At 44.3% G+C, this 16,044-nt stretch carries 17 protein-coding genes and 1 other annotated feature; of the genes, 14 read left to right on the top strand and 3 right to left on the bottom strand.

Features of this window, described 5'->3' with window-relative positions; translation table 11 throughout:
• The first annotated feature begins 176 nt into the window (after positions 1–176).
• The 11 genes from spoIIGA to ileS all read left to right on the top strand — a co-directional run bounded on the left by spoIIGA (position 177) and on the right by ileS (position 10,417).
• The gene (gene spoIIGA / locus QFZ80_RS19110; RefSeq protein ID WP_307555169.1) at positions 177–1,100 is read left to right on the top strand and encodes a sigma-E processing peptidase SpoIIGA; all 924 of its coding nucleotides are present in this window, start codon (positions 177–179) and stop codon (positions 1,098–1,100) included.
• Positions 1,101–1,279: 179 nt separating this feature from the next.
• Positions 1,280–2,002, top strand: a complete 723-nt coding sequence (gene sigE / locus QFZ80_RS19105; protein ID WP_307555171.1) for an RNA polymerase sporulation sigma factor SigE — start codon at positions 1,280–1,282, stop codon at positions 2,000–2,002.
• 161 nt (positions 2,003–2,163) lie between these two features.
• Positions 2,164–2,946: an RNA polymerase sporulation sigma factor SigG gene (sigG, locus tag QFZ80_RS19100; RefSeq protein ID WP_029196509.1), complete on the top strand. Its 783-nt coding sequence runs from the start codon at positions 2,164–2,166 to the stop codon at positions 2,944–2,946.
• A 135-nt stretch (positions 2,947–3,081) separates the two neighbouring features.
• Positions 3,082–3,381: a YlmC/YmxH family sporulation protein gene (locus QFZ80_RS19095; protein WP_307555174.1), complete on the top strand. Its 300-nt coding sequence runs from the start codon at positions 3,082–3,084 to the stop codon at positions 3,379–3,381.
• Positions 3,382–3,500: 119 nt separating this feature from the next.
• Positions 3,501–4,346 carry a peptidoglycan editing factor PgeF gene (gene pgeF, locus QFZ80_RS19090; protein WP_307555176.1) on the top strand — a complete coding sequence of 282 codons (846 nt, stop codon included), beginning with the start codon at positions 3,501–3,503 and terminating at the stop codon, positions 4,344–4,346.
• A gap of 44 nt (positions 4,347–4,390) precedes the next feature.
• Positions 4,391–5,077, top strand: coding sequence for a YggS family pyridoxal phosphate-dependent enzyme (locus QFZ80_RS19085; protein WP_307555179.1), 687 nt, complete (start codon positions 4,391–4,393; stop codon positions 5,075–5,077).
• Between the two features lie 38 nt (positions 5,078–5,115).
• Positions 5,116–5,538 carry a cell division protein SepF gene (locus QFZ80_RS19080; RefSeq protein ID WP_171648417.1) on the top strand — a complete coding sequence of 141 codons (423 nt, stop codon included), beginning with the start codon at positions 5,116–5,118 and terminating at the stop codon, positions 5,536–5,538.
• 65 nt (positions 5,539–5,603) lie between these two features.
• Complete coding sequence (locus tag QFZ80_RS19075) at positions 5,604–5,843, top strand: YggT family protein (protein ID WP_373460417.1); 240 nt, start codon at positions 5,604–5,606, stop codon at positions 5,841–5,843.
• A 2-nt stretch (positions 5,844–5,845) separates the two neighbouring features.
• Positions 5,846–6,628 (top strand): YlmH family RNA-binding protein, encoded by a 783-nt coding sequence (locus QFZ80_RS19070; RefSeq protein WP_307555184.1) that lies wholly within the window; start codon positions 5,846–5,848, stop codon positions 6,626–6,628.
• Between the two features lie 155 nt (positions 6,629–6,783).
• Entirely contained in the window at positions 6,784–7,260 is a 477-nt protein-coding gene (locus QFZ80_RS19065; RefSeq protein WP_029196502.1) for a DivIVA domain-containing protein, read from the top strand.
• 72 nt (positions 7,261–7,332) lie between these two features.
• Positions 7,333–7,581, top strand: a binding site (T-box leader).
• Between the two features lie 67 nt (positions 7,582–7,648).
• Entirely contained in the window at positions 7,649–10,417 is a 2,769-nt protein-coding gene (gene ileS / locus QFZ80_RS19060) for an isoleucine--tRNA ligase (RefSeq protein ID WP_307555186.1), read from the top strand.
• 51 nt (positions 10,418–10,468) lie between these two features.
• Here the strand turns inward: ileS and QFZ80_RS19055 are convergent, their stop codons facing one another.
• Positions 10,469–11,212, bottom strand: coding sequence for a TraR/DksA C4-type zinc finger protein (locus QFZ80_RS19055; RefSeq protein ID WP_307555188.1), 744 nt, complete (start codon positions 11,210–11,212; stop codon positions 10,469–10,471).
• Between the two features lie 183 nt (positions 11,213–11,395).
• On the opposite strand from QFZ80_RS19055, the gene lspA reads away from it, so the two are divergent.
• From lspA to QFZ80_RS19040, 3 genes are read left to right on the top strand one after another with little or no spacing between them, the layout of a single operon-like run.
• Positions 11,396–11,914, top strand: a complete 519-nt coding sequence (lspA, locus tag QFZ80_RS19050; RefSeq protein WP_307555190.1) for a signal peptidase II — start codon at positions 11,396–11,398, stop codon at positions 11,912–11,914.
• A complete protein-coding gene (locus QFZ80_RS19045; protein WP_307555192.1) occupies positions 11,889–12,839 on the top strand; it encodes an RluA family pseudouridine synthase in 951 nt (316 codons plus the stop codon). The genes lspA and QFZ80_RS19045 overlap by 26 nt, the downstream gene beginning before the upstream one ends.
• A 31-nt stretch (positions 12,840–12,870) precedes the next feature.
• The gene (locus QFZ80_RS19040) at positions 12,871–14,028 is read left to right on the top strand and encodes an aminotransferase A (protein ID WP_307555194.1); all 1,158 of its coding nucleotides are present in this window, start codon (positions 12,871–12,873) and stop codon (positions 14,026–14,028) included.
• Between the two features lie 101 nt (positions 14,029–14,129).
• On the opposite strand, the gene QFZ80_RS19035 is transcribed toward QFZ80_RS19040, so the two are convergent.
• Together QFZ80_RS19035 and dapD are read right to left on the bottom strand one after the other, a co-directional pair.
• Complete coding sequence (locus QFZ80_RS19035) at positions 14,130–15,251, bottom strand: N-acetyldiaminopimelate deacetylase (RefSeq protein WP_307555196.1); 1,122 nt, start codon at positions 15,249–15,251, stop codon at positions 14,130–14,132.
• A gap of 21 nt (positions 15,252–15,272) precedes the next feature.
• Positions 15,273–15,983 (bottom strand): 2,3,4,5-tetrahydropyridine-2,6-dicarboxylate N-acetyltransferase, encoded by a 711-nt coding sequence (gene dapD, locus QFZ80_RS19030; protein WP_307555198.1) that lies wholly within the window; start codon positions 15,981–15,983, stop codon positions 15,273–15,275.
• Positions 15,984–16,044: the final 61 nt, after the last annotated feature.

Here is a 16,044-nt window from a genome sequence, read left to right as displayed (position 1 = left end):
CTTGTTCCTAGGGCTTTTCTAGCTCAGGATAGGCCGCGCCAACTGACAAAAAAAGTATCATCCTACTAGCAAGTTTAGACAGACTTTGAATTTAGATTCCCATATACTGATTTAGAACCTTAAAGTTTCGTCAGAAAAATTACTATAATAGCATCCGTCTTGGAGGTGAGGAAATTGTGGTCGTCTATGCGGATCTCATTTTCCTGCTGAACTTTCTGATAGATGCGGCCATGCTTCTCGTAACGGCTAAAACGCGGAAAATATCGTTCAAGTGGTGGAGAATCGTAGGTTCGTCGGTTTTGGGAGCTTCCTATGTGGTCATTATGTTCTTGCCAGTGCCGTTGTTTCTTTTTACATTTTCTGTGAAATGTATGTTCTGTATCGGTATGATTATGACTGCTTTTGGGTTTGGCTCCTTACAAAATTTATTAAGAAACATCGGAACGTTCCTTTTAGTGAATTTTGCTGTAGCCGGTGGTATGTTCGGCATTCATTATGTACTGGCATCCTCATCCGATGTGATGAAGGGGATTGTGTTTACGCAAACCGGTGTGGCCATGTTTCAGCTGCAGGTTGGAGGTATCCTGTTTGTGCTTGTGTTGCTGCTACCTTTATTGTGGTGGTTCAGAACCGTATTTCAGAGCTCGAAACAGCGTGAGGTGTTGACATCTTATTTGGCGGAAGTAACGATTCACGTGGGTGATTATACAGCCTCTTGCAAAGGTTTAATTGATACGGGAAATCAATTGTATGACCCGTTAACACGAACCCCTGTAATGGTCATGGAAGTGTCTGAGTGGGGGGATGTATTACCTGTAGAATGGCTCCAAAGGATTCGATCGGCAGATGTTGATCAGATCATAAGTGGTTTGGGTGTGGAGGAATTTGTTTGGCAGGACCGCTTACGTCTCGTGCCATACCGTGGCGTTAATCGGAATACCCAATTCATGCTGGCCATTAAACCGGATAAGGTGGTGATCACCCATAATCATTTGCATATTGAAGCGTCTAAGGTGCTTATCGGACTCGACGGAGGAAAGCTTTGCAGTGACGGCACTTATCAAGCGATTATCCATCCAGCTTTAATTTCAGCAGGATAGCGCTTTCAAAATGGAGGGTGAGTAATAAATAACGTAAACCACTTCTTCGGTTTAGGAAATTTGTTTTGCTAGCAGCAAAACTCTACATATGCTTACGATGAAAGTTTTGCTAACGCAAAACTCAGCGATTGCTTACGAAGTCAGTTTTGCATACGCAAAACTCTTAGGAGGAAACTAACATGTTCTTGAAGTGGAAAATGCTTTTTCAACTAGCGTATTTTCGTATTTTAATGCTATTAGGTCTCAAAGGCGAAGAAATCTATTACATTGGTGGCAGTGAAGCGTTGCCGCCTCCACTGACGAGAGAAGAAGAAGAGTACTTATTGGAAAAGTTACCGTCCGGGGATGCCGCAGTGCGAGCTATGCTGATTGAGCGCAACCTGAGATTGGTTGTTTATATAGCTAGAAAGTTCGAAAATACTGGCATCAATATCGAGGATTTGGTTTCTATCGGTGCCATCGGCCTAATTAAAGCGGTGAACACATTTGACCCGGAGAAAAAGATCAAGCTAGCTACTTATGCTTCACGCTGTATTGAAAATGAAATTCTCATGTACTTAAGACGAAACAGTAAAATACGTACGGAAGTTTCATTTGATGAACCGCTTAACATTGATTGGGACGGAAATGAACTTCTGCTATCTGATGTTTTAGGGACCGAAAATGATACCATTTACAGAAATATTGAAGAACAGGTAGATCGAAAGCTGCTGCATAAAGCACTTGATAAGTTAACAGAACGGGAACGCATCATCATGGAGCTTCGTTTTGGCCTACAAGACGGGGAGGAAAAAACGCAAAAGGACGTCGCTGATTTACTGGGCATTTCACAATCGTATATCTCCAGATTAGAAAAGCGCATTATTAAAAGGCTTCGTAAGGAATTTAATAAGATGGTCTGAAAAATATTTTTTGACAGGTCATGTCGAAATTGTTCAGCAGTCACGGGAGGGAGCGAGTCGAAACCCTTTTGTCAAGTAGCTCCATAGGGGATAGGACAGGAATAAATCAACCGCTCACGGGGATAATTAACAGTAATGTTTCTCCTTGGGAGGTAATCACGGTGACCCGAAATAAAGTTGAGATATGTGGTGTTGATACCGCCAAACTGCCTGTTCTGACCAATGCTGAAATGCGTGAATTGTTCTCTGATTTGCAGACGAAACAAGAACGATCTGCAAGAGAGAAATTGGTCAATGGGAACCTAAGGTTGGTTCTAAGTGTGATCCAGCGGTTCAACAATCGCGGAGAGTATGTGGACGATCTCTTCCAAGTTGGCTGTATTGGTTTGATGAAAGCCATTGATAACTTTGATTTAAGTCAAAACGTCAAGTTCTCAACCTATGCTGTACCGATGATTATAGGTGAGATTCGCCGCTACTTACGAGATAATAACCCGATTCGCGTTTCTCGTTCCTTAAGAGATATTGCTTACAAAGCTTTGCAAGTCAGAGACAGCTTGACGAATCAGAATTCACGCGAGCCTACGATCTACGAAATCTCCGAGGCCCTTAATGTGCCTAAGGAGGATGTCGTATTCGCGCTTGATGCCATTCAAGACCCGGTATCGTTATTCGAACCGATTTATCATGATGGCGGAGATCCCATCTATGTCATGGACCAGATCAGTGATGAGCGCAATAAGGACATGTCTTGGATTGAAGGAATTGCTCTTCGCGAAGCTATGCGTAAACTAAATGCTAGGGAGAAGATGATTCTCTCCATGCGCTTTTTTGAAGGGAAAACGCAGATGGAGGTTGCCGATGAGATTGGCATTTCCCAAGCGCAGGTTTCTAGGCTTGAGAAATCGGCCATCTGTCAGATGCAGAAACATGTGAAATCGTAATTAACATAAAGACTGGATCGGCTGAGACAAGCCGTGAAGGTCTTTTTTTGGTTTTCAGGACATTTTGCCCACACCGCACATATACTAGTACAAAATCAGTTAAAAATCCTAATGAGATTCGTGGTGAATAGCCTCATGAAAATATCTGATTTCCAGACGAAAGATGTAATCAATATTGTCGATGGTAAAAAGCTCGGGCAAATCAGTGATTTGGAGCTTGATCTGCGTCAGGGCCGTATCGAATCGATTGTTGTACCTAATCAAAGCCGATTTTTCGGGTTGTTCGGTACAGGGACAGATGTCATTATACCTTGGAAGCATATTGTGAAAATTGGTGCCGATGTCGTTCTTGTGAAATTAGAAGATGTCCGGCCTTATCGTCAAGCGGATGATAACGAAGGTGTTTATGAGTTCAATCAGCAATTCCGTAATTGACGGAAGGCACACGAGCCAAGGCTGCTGCTTCATGGGCAGGCGAAGCAAACATCGTGTGTCTTTTTATTTTGTGCTAAAGTAAAAGGAGTAAAGATCCAAGTGTGGGGAGAGAGACAACCGTGGAACCATTTGTGAAACAAGGGAAAGAAGATGGGCCAGTCCTATTTACGATAGCAAACTGGATGGAGCAATATAGTGAATTGACTGTTGGTTTTACGTCCCGCCATGGAGGAGTGAGTCAGGGATCCTATTCAACGCTTAATTGCGGACTGCATGTGAATGATGTACCAGAGCATGTGGTGAGGAATCGTGAGTTGATCGCTGAGGCCGTAGGACAGCCGTTTGAAGCATTCACATATGCAGAACAGGTACATAGTAACGAAGTCACTGTAGTAAGTCTACAGGAAAAGGGAATGGGCAGAGCATCAAGGGAAACGGCTATTCAAGCGAAAGACGGATTCATTACTAATGAGAAAGGGATCGTTCTATGTGCGCAATTTGCAGATTGTGTACCGTTATTTTTCTACGATCCTGTTAAGCGTGTTGCCGGGCTTGCTCATGCAGGTTGGAAAGGCACAGTGTTAAACATTTCCATGGCTACTATATCCTTAATGACACATACTTTTGGTAGTCAGGCCACAGACATTCGCGCGGCAATAGGTCCATCCATAAGAGCCTGCTGCTATGAGGTTGATGAGACTGTAGCTAATCGTGTGAACCATGTACTTACCGATATCGAAGCATCATCAGAAGAGCATCAAGCTGTTATGGTCGACAAAGGAAATGGCAAGTATATGCTGAATTTGCAAGAATTGAACCGAAAATTGTTACTTCAAGCAGGAATTTTGTCGTCCCATATCGAAGTATCACAGTTATGTACGAGTTGTAGCACTGATCTCTTTTTTTCACATCGAAAAGAAGGCGGTTCTACAGGTAGAATGATTGCTTGGATGGGTCTTCTTTGAGGAGATTGGTGCAAGCGAAGTGTTGAATTGAGGTGTCTGCATAAGTGAGTTTACTGGCCCGTAAAGATGAGGTTGAAGCCCGTGTCGACGCAGCATGTAAGCGGTCTGGACGGAAAGAGAACGATGTTAAGATTATTGCTGTAACGAAATATGTTTCCTTAGAGACGACCAAAAGCGTATTGGATGCAGGACTTCTGCATATTGGTGAGAATCGATGGCAGGATGTAAAGCCGAAGTGGGAAGCGCTCCACGAACGGGGAACATGGCATTTCATTGGACATTTGCAAACGAATAAAGTAAAAGATGTCATTGGCAAATTCGCCTACATTCACTCGTTGGATCGGATATCTCTGGCCAAAGAACTGGACAAGCAGGCTGCAGCTTTGGGAATTGAAGTAAATTGTTTATTGCAAGTGAACGTTTCCGGGGAAGAGTCAAAGTATGGCATTGCACCTGAGCATTTCTTCGATTTTGCTACAGAAGTTAGTAGGCTAAAACATATACATATCACAGGTTTGATGACCATGGCTCCTTACGAGATGGAGGCCAATGCAACAAGACCTGTCTTCCGTGGATTGAGAGAATTGCGAGACCGTCTGAATGAACGGAAAATTTTCCCGTACGAGATTACGGAGTTATCCATGGGTATGTCTGGAGACTTTGAAGTAGCGATTGAAGAAGGTGCAACTTGGGTTCGTTTGGGTACTGTTTTGGTAGGGAAAGAACTTTAGTTAACCTGATTTAAGAACATGATAAGGAGGGAACTATAGTGGGTGTTTATAACCGATTTATGAATTTTCTTGGGCTGCAAGAAGAGGAAGAGGTTGTTGAGCGGGAGCGTATTGTGGAAGCAACAGAAGAACCTGAAACCAATCCTTATGAATTACGTAATAAAAATAAGGCTAATGTCGTCAGCATTCATTCACAGAAAAATGCACGTGTCGTGCTAAGTGAACCTCGAACCTATGAAGAAACACAAGACATCGCAGATCATCTTCGTTCCCGAAGAGCCGTGATCGTCAACTTACAGCGAGTTCGTGGCGATCAAGCCATACGTATCGTAGATTTCTTAAGCGGGACGGTATATGCTTTGAATGGGTCTATTTCCAAACTGGGACCGAATATCTTTCTGTGTACACCAGATTCAGTTGATATTCATGGTCACATCTCCGAAATGATGGGTGAGGAATAGGTTCATATCCTAACACAGAGGTGGATGCTTACGTGAATTACGTTCACTATTATCTTAGTATTTTGATGGAAATTTATTATTTCATGATTATTGGCTATTTAATTCTTTCTTGGTTTCCTAGCGCACGTGAGAGCTTCGTCGGAGGACTTCTTGGGAAATTGGTTGAACCGTATTTAAGCCCTTTCCGGAAAATTATTCCTAGCATAGGGTTTATTGATCTTTCGCCAATTGTGGCCTTAATCGCACTGCGATTTGTGGTTATGGGGATTATGGCTGTGCTCGATTTCATTGTGGGGTTGTTCTAACATTGCCAAAAGAACTCTATGGTCATTTTCATTCGGATGAACATCATTTTGTTGACAAAGCCTGGGATTGGGTGGAGCGGGCTGCTGAGCAGCATGCTGTGAAGCTAACAGATTTTCTGGACCCCAGACAAGCTTTTATACTGACATCACTCGTTAACCGTCACCCTGATGTCCATTGTCGGTTAGATGGTGGCTACTCGGCAGCCGAACGAAGAAGGGCTCTGATTGCCCCTGATTACCGATCTTTGGATGGGGAAGATATGGCGATGGCGGTCTTGTCGGTTTCTTCCGGAGACGGCAAATTTTTAACATTAGAACATGGAGATTACATGGGCGCCATTCTTGGACTCGGCATGAAGCGAGACAAGGTTGGCGATATTCATGTTATAGAGGGCGGCTGCCATTGTCTGGTTACCCAGGATGCTGCAGATTACCTGCATTTGAATTTGTCCCAGGTACATAGGGTTCATGTACAAACAGAACTGCTGTCGTTAGATAAGCTGGAACTCGCTCAAGTACAATTGGACGAGCTGAACCTGTCTGTTGCATCTATGCGTATGGACGGGATTGTGAGCGATGTATTCAGGCTTAGCCGAGCTAAAATATTGGTTCCCATTCAAGCTGGCCGCTGCCGCGTCAATTGGAAGCTGGAGGAAGATCCTAGTAAGCCTCTTAAAGAAGGGGATATGGTGTCTTTGCAAGGATTTGGTAGATTCAAGGTGCTTGAAGTGGAAGGCGTAACGAAAAAAGGGCGAATTCGTGTGAAGATCGGCAAATTTGCATGAACGTGGATAATTTATCCACGAACTTTGCAGGAATTGCTTATTTTCTGTCGAACTGATCAGTATAGATGTGGGTTCAAACTAGCTTTCTTGGAAGAAAGCTCAGCTTATGCTTACGAAGTCAGTTTTGCTGCGCAAAACGCTAAGGAGGGGCACTAATGCCATTAACACCGCTAGACATACATAATAAGGAGTTTTCTCGCTCGTTCCGCGGTTATGATGAAGATCAAGTGAATGAATTCCTGGATCAAGTTATTAAGGATTACGAGGCATTGATTCGTGAGAATAAAGACTTGCACAATCAAACGGTGACACTGCAGGAACGTTTGGACCATTTCACGAATATTGAGGAATCACTTAGTAAAACAATTATTGTTGCTCAAGAAGCTGCGGATGAAGTGAGAAGCAACGCCAAGAAAGAAGCACAGCTGATCTTGAAGGAAGCTGAGAAGAATGCAGATCGAATTATTAATGAATCCTTGACACGTTCACGCAAGGTTGCTTTGGAGATTGAAGAGTTGAAAAAACAAGCCTCCATTTATCGCACACGCTTCCGGACGCTGCTTGAAGCACAATTAGAGCTGCTCAACACGGAAGGCTGGCAAAGTATGCAGTTTGAAAATAAAGAAGAGTAGGAATCAATGATTAGGTGGCTGTCATATTGACTATGCCTAACGAATTGGTTATACTCCTGTTAAATGTATCTCAGTAAAGCTATGACTGGAACGAGTAGGTCGAATGAGCAGTGTCAGCGAATTAGGGTATTGGTGTGAGCCTAATCTCTGCAGCGTACCGAATATCCCCCAGGAGCGTCTCTTGAAGCGAGTAGAGAGAAACGGGTCATGCCGTTACACATGATCGAGTGATTAAGCTTGTGTTCGATACGCCGGAAGGTGTATGTTCATTTTGCTTGTTAACGAGGGTGGTACCGCGAGCTAAAGTTTCTCGTCCCTTTTGGGGATGAGAGGCTTTTTTTGTTTTTTTTGACAACATAAAGTTTGAGGCAGGAATGGAGAGGTTAGCATGGATTATGGCAAAACATTAAATTTACTACAAACGGAATTTCCGATGAGAGGCAATTTGCCGCAAGCGGAACCGAAAATGCAAGAGCATTGGGAAGCTGAGGACATCTATGCCAAAGTGCAGGAGAGTCGTAGTGGCAGAACCAAATTTATTCTTCATGACGGGCCTCCGTACGCGAACGGAGATATTCATATCGGGCATGCGCTCAACAAGGTATTAAAAGATATCATCGTACGATTCAAAACGCTGCAAGGCTTCGATGCACCTTATGTTCCAGGTTGGGATACACATGGCTTGCCGATTGAGCAAGTCATTACGAATAGCGGTAAAGTTGATCGTAAAAAAATGACCGTCCCTGAGTTCCGTGAATATTGCAAAGAGTACGCTCTTCAGTCTGTTGAGAAACAGAAGAGCCAATTCCAGCGTCTGGGTATCCGCGGTGACTGGAAGAATCCGTATATCACACTGCAGCCGAATTATGAAGCTCAGCAAATTCGAGTATTCGGTAAAATGGTGCAAAAAGGCTTTGTCTACAAAGGTTTGAAGCCTGTCTATTGGTCCCCATCTTCCGAAAGTGCACTTGCAGAAGCTGAGATTGAGTACAAAGAAAAAACGTCCACTTCCATTTATGTGGCGTTCCCTGTTAAAGACGGCAAAGGCAAGCTGCCAGAGGATGCCGCTATTGTGATCTGGACGACAACGGCATGGACACTGCCTGCCAATCTGGGCATTTCACTTCACCCTGAGTTTGACTATGCTGTTGTTCAAGCCAATGGGAAAAAATATGTACTTGCACAGGGCTTGCTTGCAGCAGCAGCTAAGGAAATTGGCTGGGCCGATTACGAAGTATTGTCGACAGTAAAAGGCAGCGAGCTCGAGTTCGTTACGTGTCAGCATCCTTTCTATGACCGTGAATCGCTTGTTATGGTTGGGGAACATGTGACACTAGAAGCAGGTACTGGATGTGTACACACAGCTCCTGGACACGGGGAAGACGATTTCGCGATTGGACAACGTTATAACATCGGAGTGCTATGTCCTGTGGATGATCAAGGGCATTTCACCGCTGAAGCACCGGGCTTCGAAGGCATGTTCTACGAAAAAGGCGGCAAGTTGATTATCGAAAAGCTGCAGGAATCAGGTCTATTGCTTAAAGCTGGAGAAATTCAGCATCAATATGCCCATGATTGGCGCACGAAGAAGCCTGTTATTTATCGAGCAACAGAGCAGTGGTTCGCGTCTATCGATAAATTCAGACAAGAGATGCTGGATGAAATTAAGCAAGTGAAGTGGACACCGGAGTGGGGCGAAATCCGCCTGCATAACATGATTGCAGATCGTGGAGACTGGTGTATCTCGAGGCAGCGTGCATGGGGTGTGCCTATTCCGATCTTCTACTGCCGGAGCTGTAACGAACCGCTTGTTAATGAGCAAACCATTGAACATGTGGCTCAGTTATTTGAGCAAGAAGGCTCAAATGCTTGGTTTATCAAGGATGAGAAGGATCTCCTTCCTCAGGGAACTAGCTGCTCCAAATGTGGTCATGGTGAGTTCCGTAAGGAAACGGATATCATGGACGTATGGTTTGATTCTGGTTCTAGTCATGTGGCTGTTTTAGAATCCCGTCCTGAGCTGCAGTGGCCTGCGGATCTGTACTTGGAAGGTTCTGACCAGTACCGTGGTTGGTTTAACTCCTCCCTCATTACAGGTGTTGCCACAAGAGAGAAATCGCCTTATAAAGGCGTACTCAGCCATGGCTTTACGTTGGATGGAGAAGGACGGAAAATGTCCAAGTCGATCGGAAACACGATTGATCCGAATGTTGTATGTGGTAAGCTAGGTGCTGATATCCTGCGTCTGTGGGTATCTTCAGTCGATTATCAATCGGATCACCGGATCTCGGATAATATCTTGAACCAAACGACGGAAGTATACCGTAAAATTCGCAACACGATGCGGTTCTTGCTGGGTAACATGAGTCATTTCAATCCAGAAACAGATCGCGTAGCGACGGAGAGTTTGTCGGAACTCGATCGTTATGCGTTGATCCGTTTGAATCGTATGATTGAGAAAGTAGTGAAGGCTTATGAAGCGTATGAATTCCATGTCGTTTACCAAACAATTCATCATTTCTGCGCGGTTGAAATGAGCTCTTTCTACTTAGATATTATCAAGGATCGTTTGTATGCAAACGCGCCTCATGATCCTGCTCGGAAAGCTTCGCAGACCGTATTATATGCTTCCTTAACTGCGATTACGAAGCTGATCTCACCTATTCTTCCACATACAGCGGATGAAGTATGGAAGTACATTCCTGGTGTTGAACTCAGCAGTGTGCAGTTAGCAGAACTGCCGGAAGTCGATTCAAGTTTATACAAGGAAGAATTGGAAAATAAATGGAATAGCTTCTTGGATGTTAGAGATGAAGTTCTGAAAGCTCTCGAAGAGGCACGTAAAGAGAAGGTCATCGGTAACTCATTAGGAGCTGCTGTTCATCTATATCCGAATGAAGCTGCTTACGATTTACTTATGCAATTGGAGCAGTTGGATCAGTTGTTCATCGTGTCTGCTGTGAGCGTGCATAAACCTGGAACGGAGACTCCTGCTGGGGTATATCAATCGAAGGATGCGGCCATTGCTATCACGGTAGCTGAAGGCGAGAAGTGCGAGCGCTGCTGGATAGTGACTCCTGAGGTGGGGCAAAGTAAAGAACATCCGACACTATGTGCGAGATGTAATGACGTTGTTTCGGCTCATTACCACGAGTAAAGGAAGCAAACGAGCTTTCGCTTCATGCGAAGCTCGTTTGTCCTGTTTTTTCTAGAGCTGCTCATCCTCCGAATTGGAAAGGTTTTCTGGTTCGAGTAGAGGATCGCCCTCGCCGTTATGCATGTAATCACGGTAGGCCTTACCTCGAACAATGGTGACATGTTCACCATACAGGTCTGTCGCAACAAAGCTCTCGAAAGACTCAACATAACCTTCGTGTTCATCAGCTTCAATATACATTTCGTTGTAGCTTCCCACGTTCGGGTCTTCGGCAAAAGCTGGCGAATTGGAGGTGCCCCAACTTTCAACGATTTGCCAGGCATCTTCACCATCAAATTCGGTCTCATCGTCACGTTCGTCAAAGCTGGTTCGGCCAAAAGGTGGGTAGAGCAGTTGTTCTTCAACAGGTCTTCTGAATGATTGCTCAGGATCAGGAACGTGTTCTAAGCTGTAAATGGTAGTAGGGATAGCTTGAAGACGCTCAAAGGGAATCGGTTGTTTGCTGAACGCACATATACCATATTCTCCACTCTCCATGCGAGCTAAGGCTTCATTGACTTGATTTAAATGAAATTCAGCATGTTCGTTGAGTGAAATATCTTTTTCCCGTTCGTAAATTTCTGTGGCAATGTCTCCTGGATGATTATCATACATGGAGAGCTCTCCAGTACTATCTTTGAAAGAATTGGACAGGCCATAATTATCATTCGTGGCAAAATGTTTCTCAAGATAAAGCTTTTCCTCCAATAATTGCAGATATAATTCTCTTAATTGCTCCTCGGATAAATGGCTCATAGGTTATCGTACAGCTCCTTTCTAACAGCTGATGCCTACCGTTATAATGCCGAGTGACAGCTTTTTTTAGTGAGGTAATTCCTTGAAATTGAGGAACTTGTTTAAAGCTTACGAAAAGTTAATGCTTACGAAGTAAGTTTATGATGCAAGTTTTCTTACGAAAACTCTTAGGAGGAAAAGATAATGAAATATTATTTTTATGCGCTCATCGTTTTTATTTTGGATCAAGTATCCAAATGGTTTATTGTGAAACGAATTCCGCTTGGCGAGGAGCGTCCGGTGCTGGGTGATTTTTTCATCCTGACATCGCATCGCAATAGAGGCGCGGCATTTGGCATTTTGCAAAACCAAAGATGGTTTTTCATTGTGATAACGCTCATTGTTGTGATTGGTATTCTCTGGTACTTGCGCCGGACGATACGTGAAAGAAAAGTTTTGTTATCTTTTGCGCTTAGTCTACTGCTAGGAGGAGCAATCGGTAATTTCATTGATCGAGCTTTATTCGGTGAAGTTGTGGATTTCCTGCAGTTTACCTTTGATTTTAGCTTGTTCGGCAAAGCCATTTATTATATTTATCCGATTTTCAATTTAGCTGATTCGGCCATCGTAATCGGGGTAATCCTGATTTTCTTAGAATCGTTACTTACTTGGAGAAATGAAAAAAAAGGAGCAACGAATGAACACAAATCAGACCTCATCTGAGGCCGTGACAAATGATGTCGTCGAATGGACGGTTGAAGAGCAGTATGCCAGTGAACGTATTGATAAATTCATAACGGAAGCATTGGAAGAAGATGTGTCAAGAACACTCGTCCAGCAATGGGTCAAAGACGGGCATGTTAAAGTGAATGGGAAAACCACTAAACCAAACTATAAGTTGTCTGAACAAGATGTTATTTCTTTGCGAATTCCTGAACCTCAAGGTGTTGAGCTTGCTGCGGAAAACATTCCCCTGAATGTGGTATATGAAGACGCCGATGTCATCGTAATCAATAAACAGCGGGGACTTGTCGTTCATCCAGCGCCTGGCCATTACTCAGGTACATTGGTTAACGCATTGATGTACCATTGCAAGGATCTATCTGGCATCAACGGAGAACTGCGTCCTGGAATCGTACATCGCATTGATAAGGACACATCCGGTCTCATCATGTCAGCAAAGAACGACAAAGCACACGCTAGCTTAGCAGAACAGTTAAAGGCTCATACGGTCAATCGCAAATATATCGCCTTAGTACATGGGAATCTACAACATGATCAAGGTACCATAGACGCTCCGATAGGTCGCGATTCAAATGACCGCAAGATGTATACAGTAACGGAGAAAAACAGCAAGCATGCGGTAACTCATTTCGTAGTTATCGAACGCTTTGGTGATTTTACCTTGGTGGAGCTGAAGCTGGAAACAGGAAGAACCCATCAAATTCGTGTGCATATGAAATTCATTGGACACCCTCTTGTTGGGGACCCGATGTATGGCAAGAGCAAAGGGATGCTGATGGATGGCCAGGCGCTGCACGCTGCCATTCTGGGCTTTAAGCATCCGCGAACAGGGGAATGGTTGCAATTCGAAGCACCGATTCCAGTTGATATGGAAAACCTTCTGCAAACAATTCGAACATCCTAGGGTTCTTCAGAGTGGGAGAGGAGTGAATCACATGGAGCATCTGATTAATCCACAAGTGAAAGATATTCAAATTTCAGGCATACGCAAAATATCTAATCTCGTCAGCACCATTCCAGGCGCATTGACGTTAACGATTGGGCAGCCTGATTTCCCGACGCCGCGGCATATTATTGAGGCTGGACAGAGGGCATTGGATCAAAATAAAACGGTCTATACGCAAAATCCCGGACTATTGGAGCTGCGAGAAGCGGTATCCAGCTTTGTCCACACGAAGTACGGCCAACAATACCACGCGGCTGATGAAATAATCGTGACCGCTGGAGCGAGTCAAGCGGTTGACATTACGTTACGTACCATTCTTACACCTGGTGCGGAAGTTATTATTCCCGCACCTATTTACCCTGGGTACGAGCCATTAATCAGATTGGCAGGGGGAATTCCTGTCTATGTCGATACCAGACCAAATGGCTTGAAATTAACGGCTGAGTTGCTCGAGCCTTATTTAACAGCTAACACGCGCTGCGTTATCTTGTGCTACCCATCTAATCCTACAGGCCAAGTACTCACGAAGCAGGAATTGGCCGATTTGGCACAATTATTAGAAGATCGGGAATTGTTTATTTTATCCGATGAAATTTACAGTGAGCTTGTGTACGGTGTTCGTCATCAGTCTATTGCAACGATGGGTAAGCTTCGTGAGAAGACGATTGTCATTAATGGCCTTTCTAAATCCCACGCTATGACAGGTTGGCGAATTGGATTTACACTAGCGCCAGCTTACATAACGGAGCATATGGTCAAGGTGCATCAGTATAATGTGACTTGCGCAAGCTCAGTAAGCCAGTATGCGGCATTAGAGGCTTTGACAGTTGGGGTGGATGATGCTCTGCCTATGCGCAATGCCTATGAAGTTCGTAGGGACTATGTCTATGATCGTTTGCTCGCTATGGGTTTCGAGTTAGAGAAGCCGAATGGGGCATTTTATTTGTTCCCTTCCATTGCCAAGTTCGGATTATCCTCTCAAGAATTTACCATGAGACTACTTCATGAGGAACATGTTGCAGTTGTTCCTGGAGATGCTTTCACTTCTTACGGAGAAGGCTATATCCGAATTTCTTATGCTTATTCACAAGAAGTATTGGAACAGTCTCTTGATCGTCTTGAGCGCTTTATAAATAAGCTAGCGTGAGCTAGCTTATTGTAAGGCATCTTATATGTCGACGTTACGTTTATATAACAATACAAAAAACCTCCAAATCCACAATGAAAGTGGGTTGGAGGTTTTTACTTTTAATTAGATTTAAACCGTAAATAGGCTGTAATGGTATCAATGGCTACATCAATAGCATTCTCATTAGGATCAAGCTTGGCGTTATGCAGCCCATGAGGGGTGTCTACCCCTAACCAGAACATGAAGCCAGGTATTTGCTCCAAAAAGTAGCCGAAGTCTTCGCCTGTCATCGCTTCTGTACACTCCACAAGCTGTACGTTATCTTTACCGCGCAGCCAGTCCATGAATTCCACGGTCAAACTAGGATCATTAAACACTTGGCGGTAATTCGAGCCATAATCAATAGAGACTTGACACTCAAAGGAACTTTCGATTCCTGCAGCTACAGCTTCGATACGTTTTTTGATCTTATTCATAGAGTCAGCGGAAAGGGTACGAATCGTACCTTCCAAGCGGGCTTTTTCCGCGATGATGTTCTGCTTGGTGCCAGCTTCCATTTTACCAATGGTAATGACAGCCGAATCAAGCGGATTCACATTACGAGAGACAATAGTTTGCAGTTGACCAACCATTTGTGTCGCCGCTATGATCATATCGTTTGCTTGGTGCGGGTAAGCGGCATGTCCGCCTTTGCCCAGCAGGTCAATGAACAGCTCAGATGTATTGGCAAACAAGATCTCAGGCCTCGTGGCAATCGTGCCTACTGGATATTCAGGAGCTATATGGAGAGCAACCATCTGGTCGGGCTTCCAATCCTGCAATTCTTCAGCAGCAAGCATGGGTAAAGCGCCGCCTGGACCTTCTTCTGCCGGCTGAAACAGCACAATCAGGTCATCCTTCATCGGCTGCTGAGCGAAATGGGTAACAACGCCCATCCCAATTGACATGTGAAAATCATGTCCGCAAGCATGCATGTAACCTGGATGCTGGGAAGGAAACGGAAGAGAGGTCTCTTCCGTAATGGGCAGCCCGTCCATATCCGCTCGATATCCGAAGCGTTTGGTAGGATTAGTACCTTTGATGTAGACCAAAATGCCAGTGCGCCAAGTGCGGATCGTCATTCTATCCTGAGGAAGCTTAGCAAGATGGTCCAGGAGAAGCTGTTGCGTCTTGAACTCTTGAAAGCCCGGCTCCGGAATTTGGTGAAGCTGACGGCGCAGCTCTATAAAGGGGCTAAGCATGGTGAATTCCTCCAGAACACCTTACAGGGTGCGCAGATCTTGTAAAATTTCTGTTTTGGACTTCGTTTTATCGTCCACTTTCTTAATCACTCGTGCAGGTGCTCCTGCTACAACCGTATATTCTTCTACATCTTGTGTAACGATAGCGCCTGCAGCAACAACAGATCCTTTACCGATACGAACACCTTCCAAGATAACGGCATTAGCTCCAACAAGCACATCATCCTCAATCACACAAGGTTGAGCGGAAGGGGGCTCAATAACGCCAGCAACGACTGCACCAGCACCGATGTGACACATTTTGCCTACTTGTGCTCTACCGCCAAGAACAGCATTCATGTCGATCATTGTACCATCGCCAACAGAAGCGCCAATATTGATGAGAGCGCCCATCATGATGACGGCGTTATCACCGATATGTACTTTATCACGAATGATCGCACCTGGTTCAATGCGCGCATTGATTGGCTTCAGATCAAGCATTGGAATCGCAGAATTACGGCGATCCGCTTCAACAACGAAATCCGCGATTTGCGCTTTGTTTGCTTCAAGAACGGGCTGAATTTCGCTCCATTCGCCAAAAACAACGCCGCTTCCGCCGGATAAGAAGGTTTGGCTGCCTTCGCCAAAGTTAATACCTTCCAGGTTTCCTTTTACGTATACTTTAACAGGCGTTTTTTTCTTGCTTTCTTTAATAAATTGAATAATTTCTAACGTATTCATCTCGGTCATGGTGACATCTCCTTAAAATTTAGATTGACTCTCCTATATTATCAGAAAGGGGGCATTTCAG

This window comes from Paenibacillus sp. V4I7 (genome assembly GCF_030817275.1).
Classification (GTDB): domain Bacteria; phylum Bacillota; class Bacilli; order Paenibacillales; family NBRC-103111; genus Paenibacillus_E.
The sequence above is the reverse complement of the archived record's forward strand: the minus strand, read 5'-3'. Positions and strand labels throughout refer to the sequence as shown.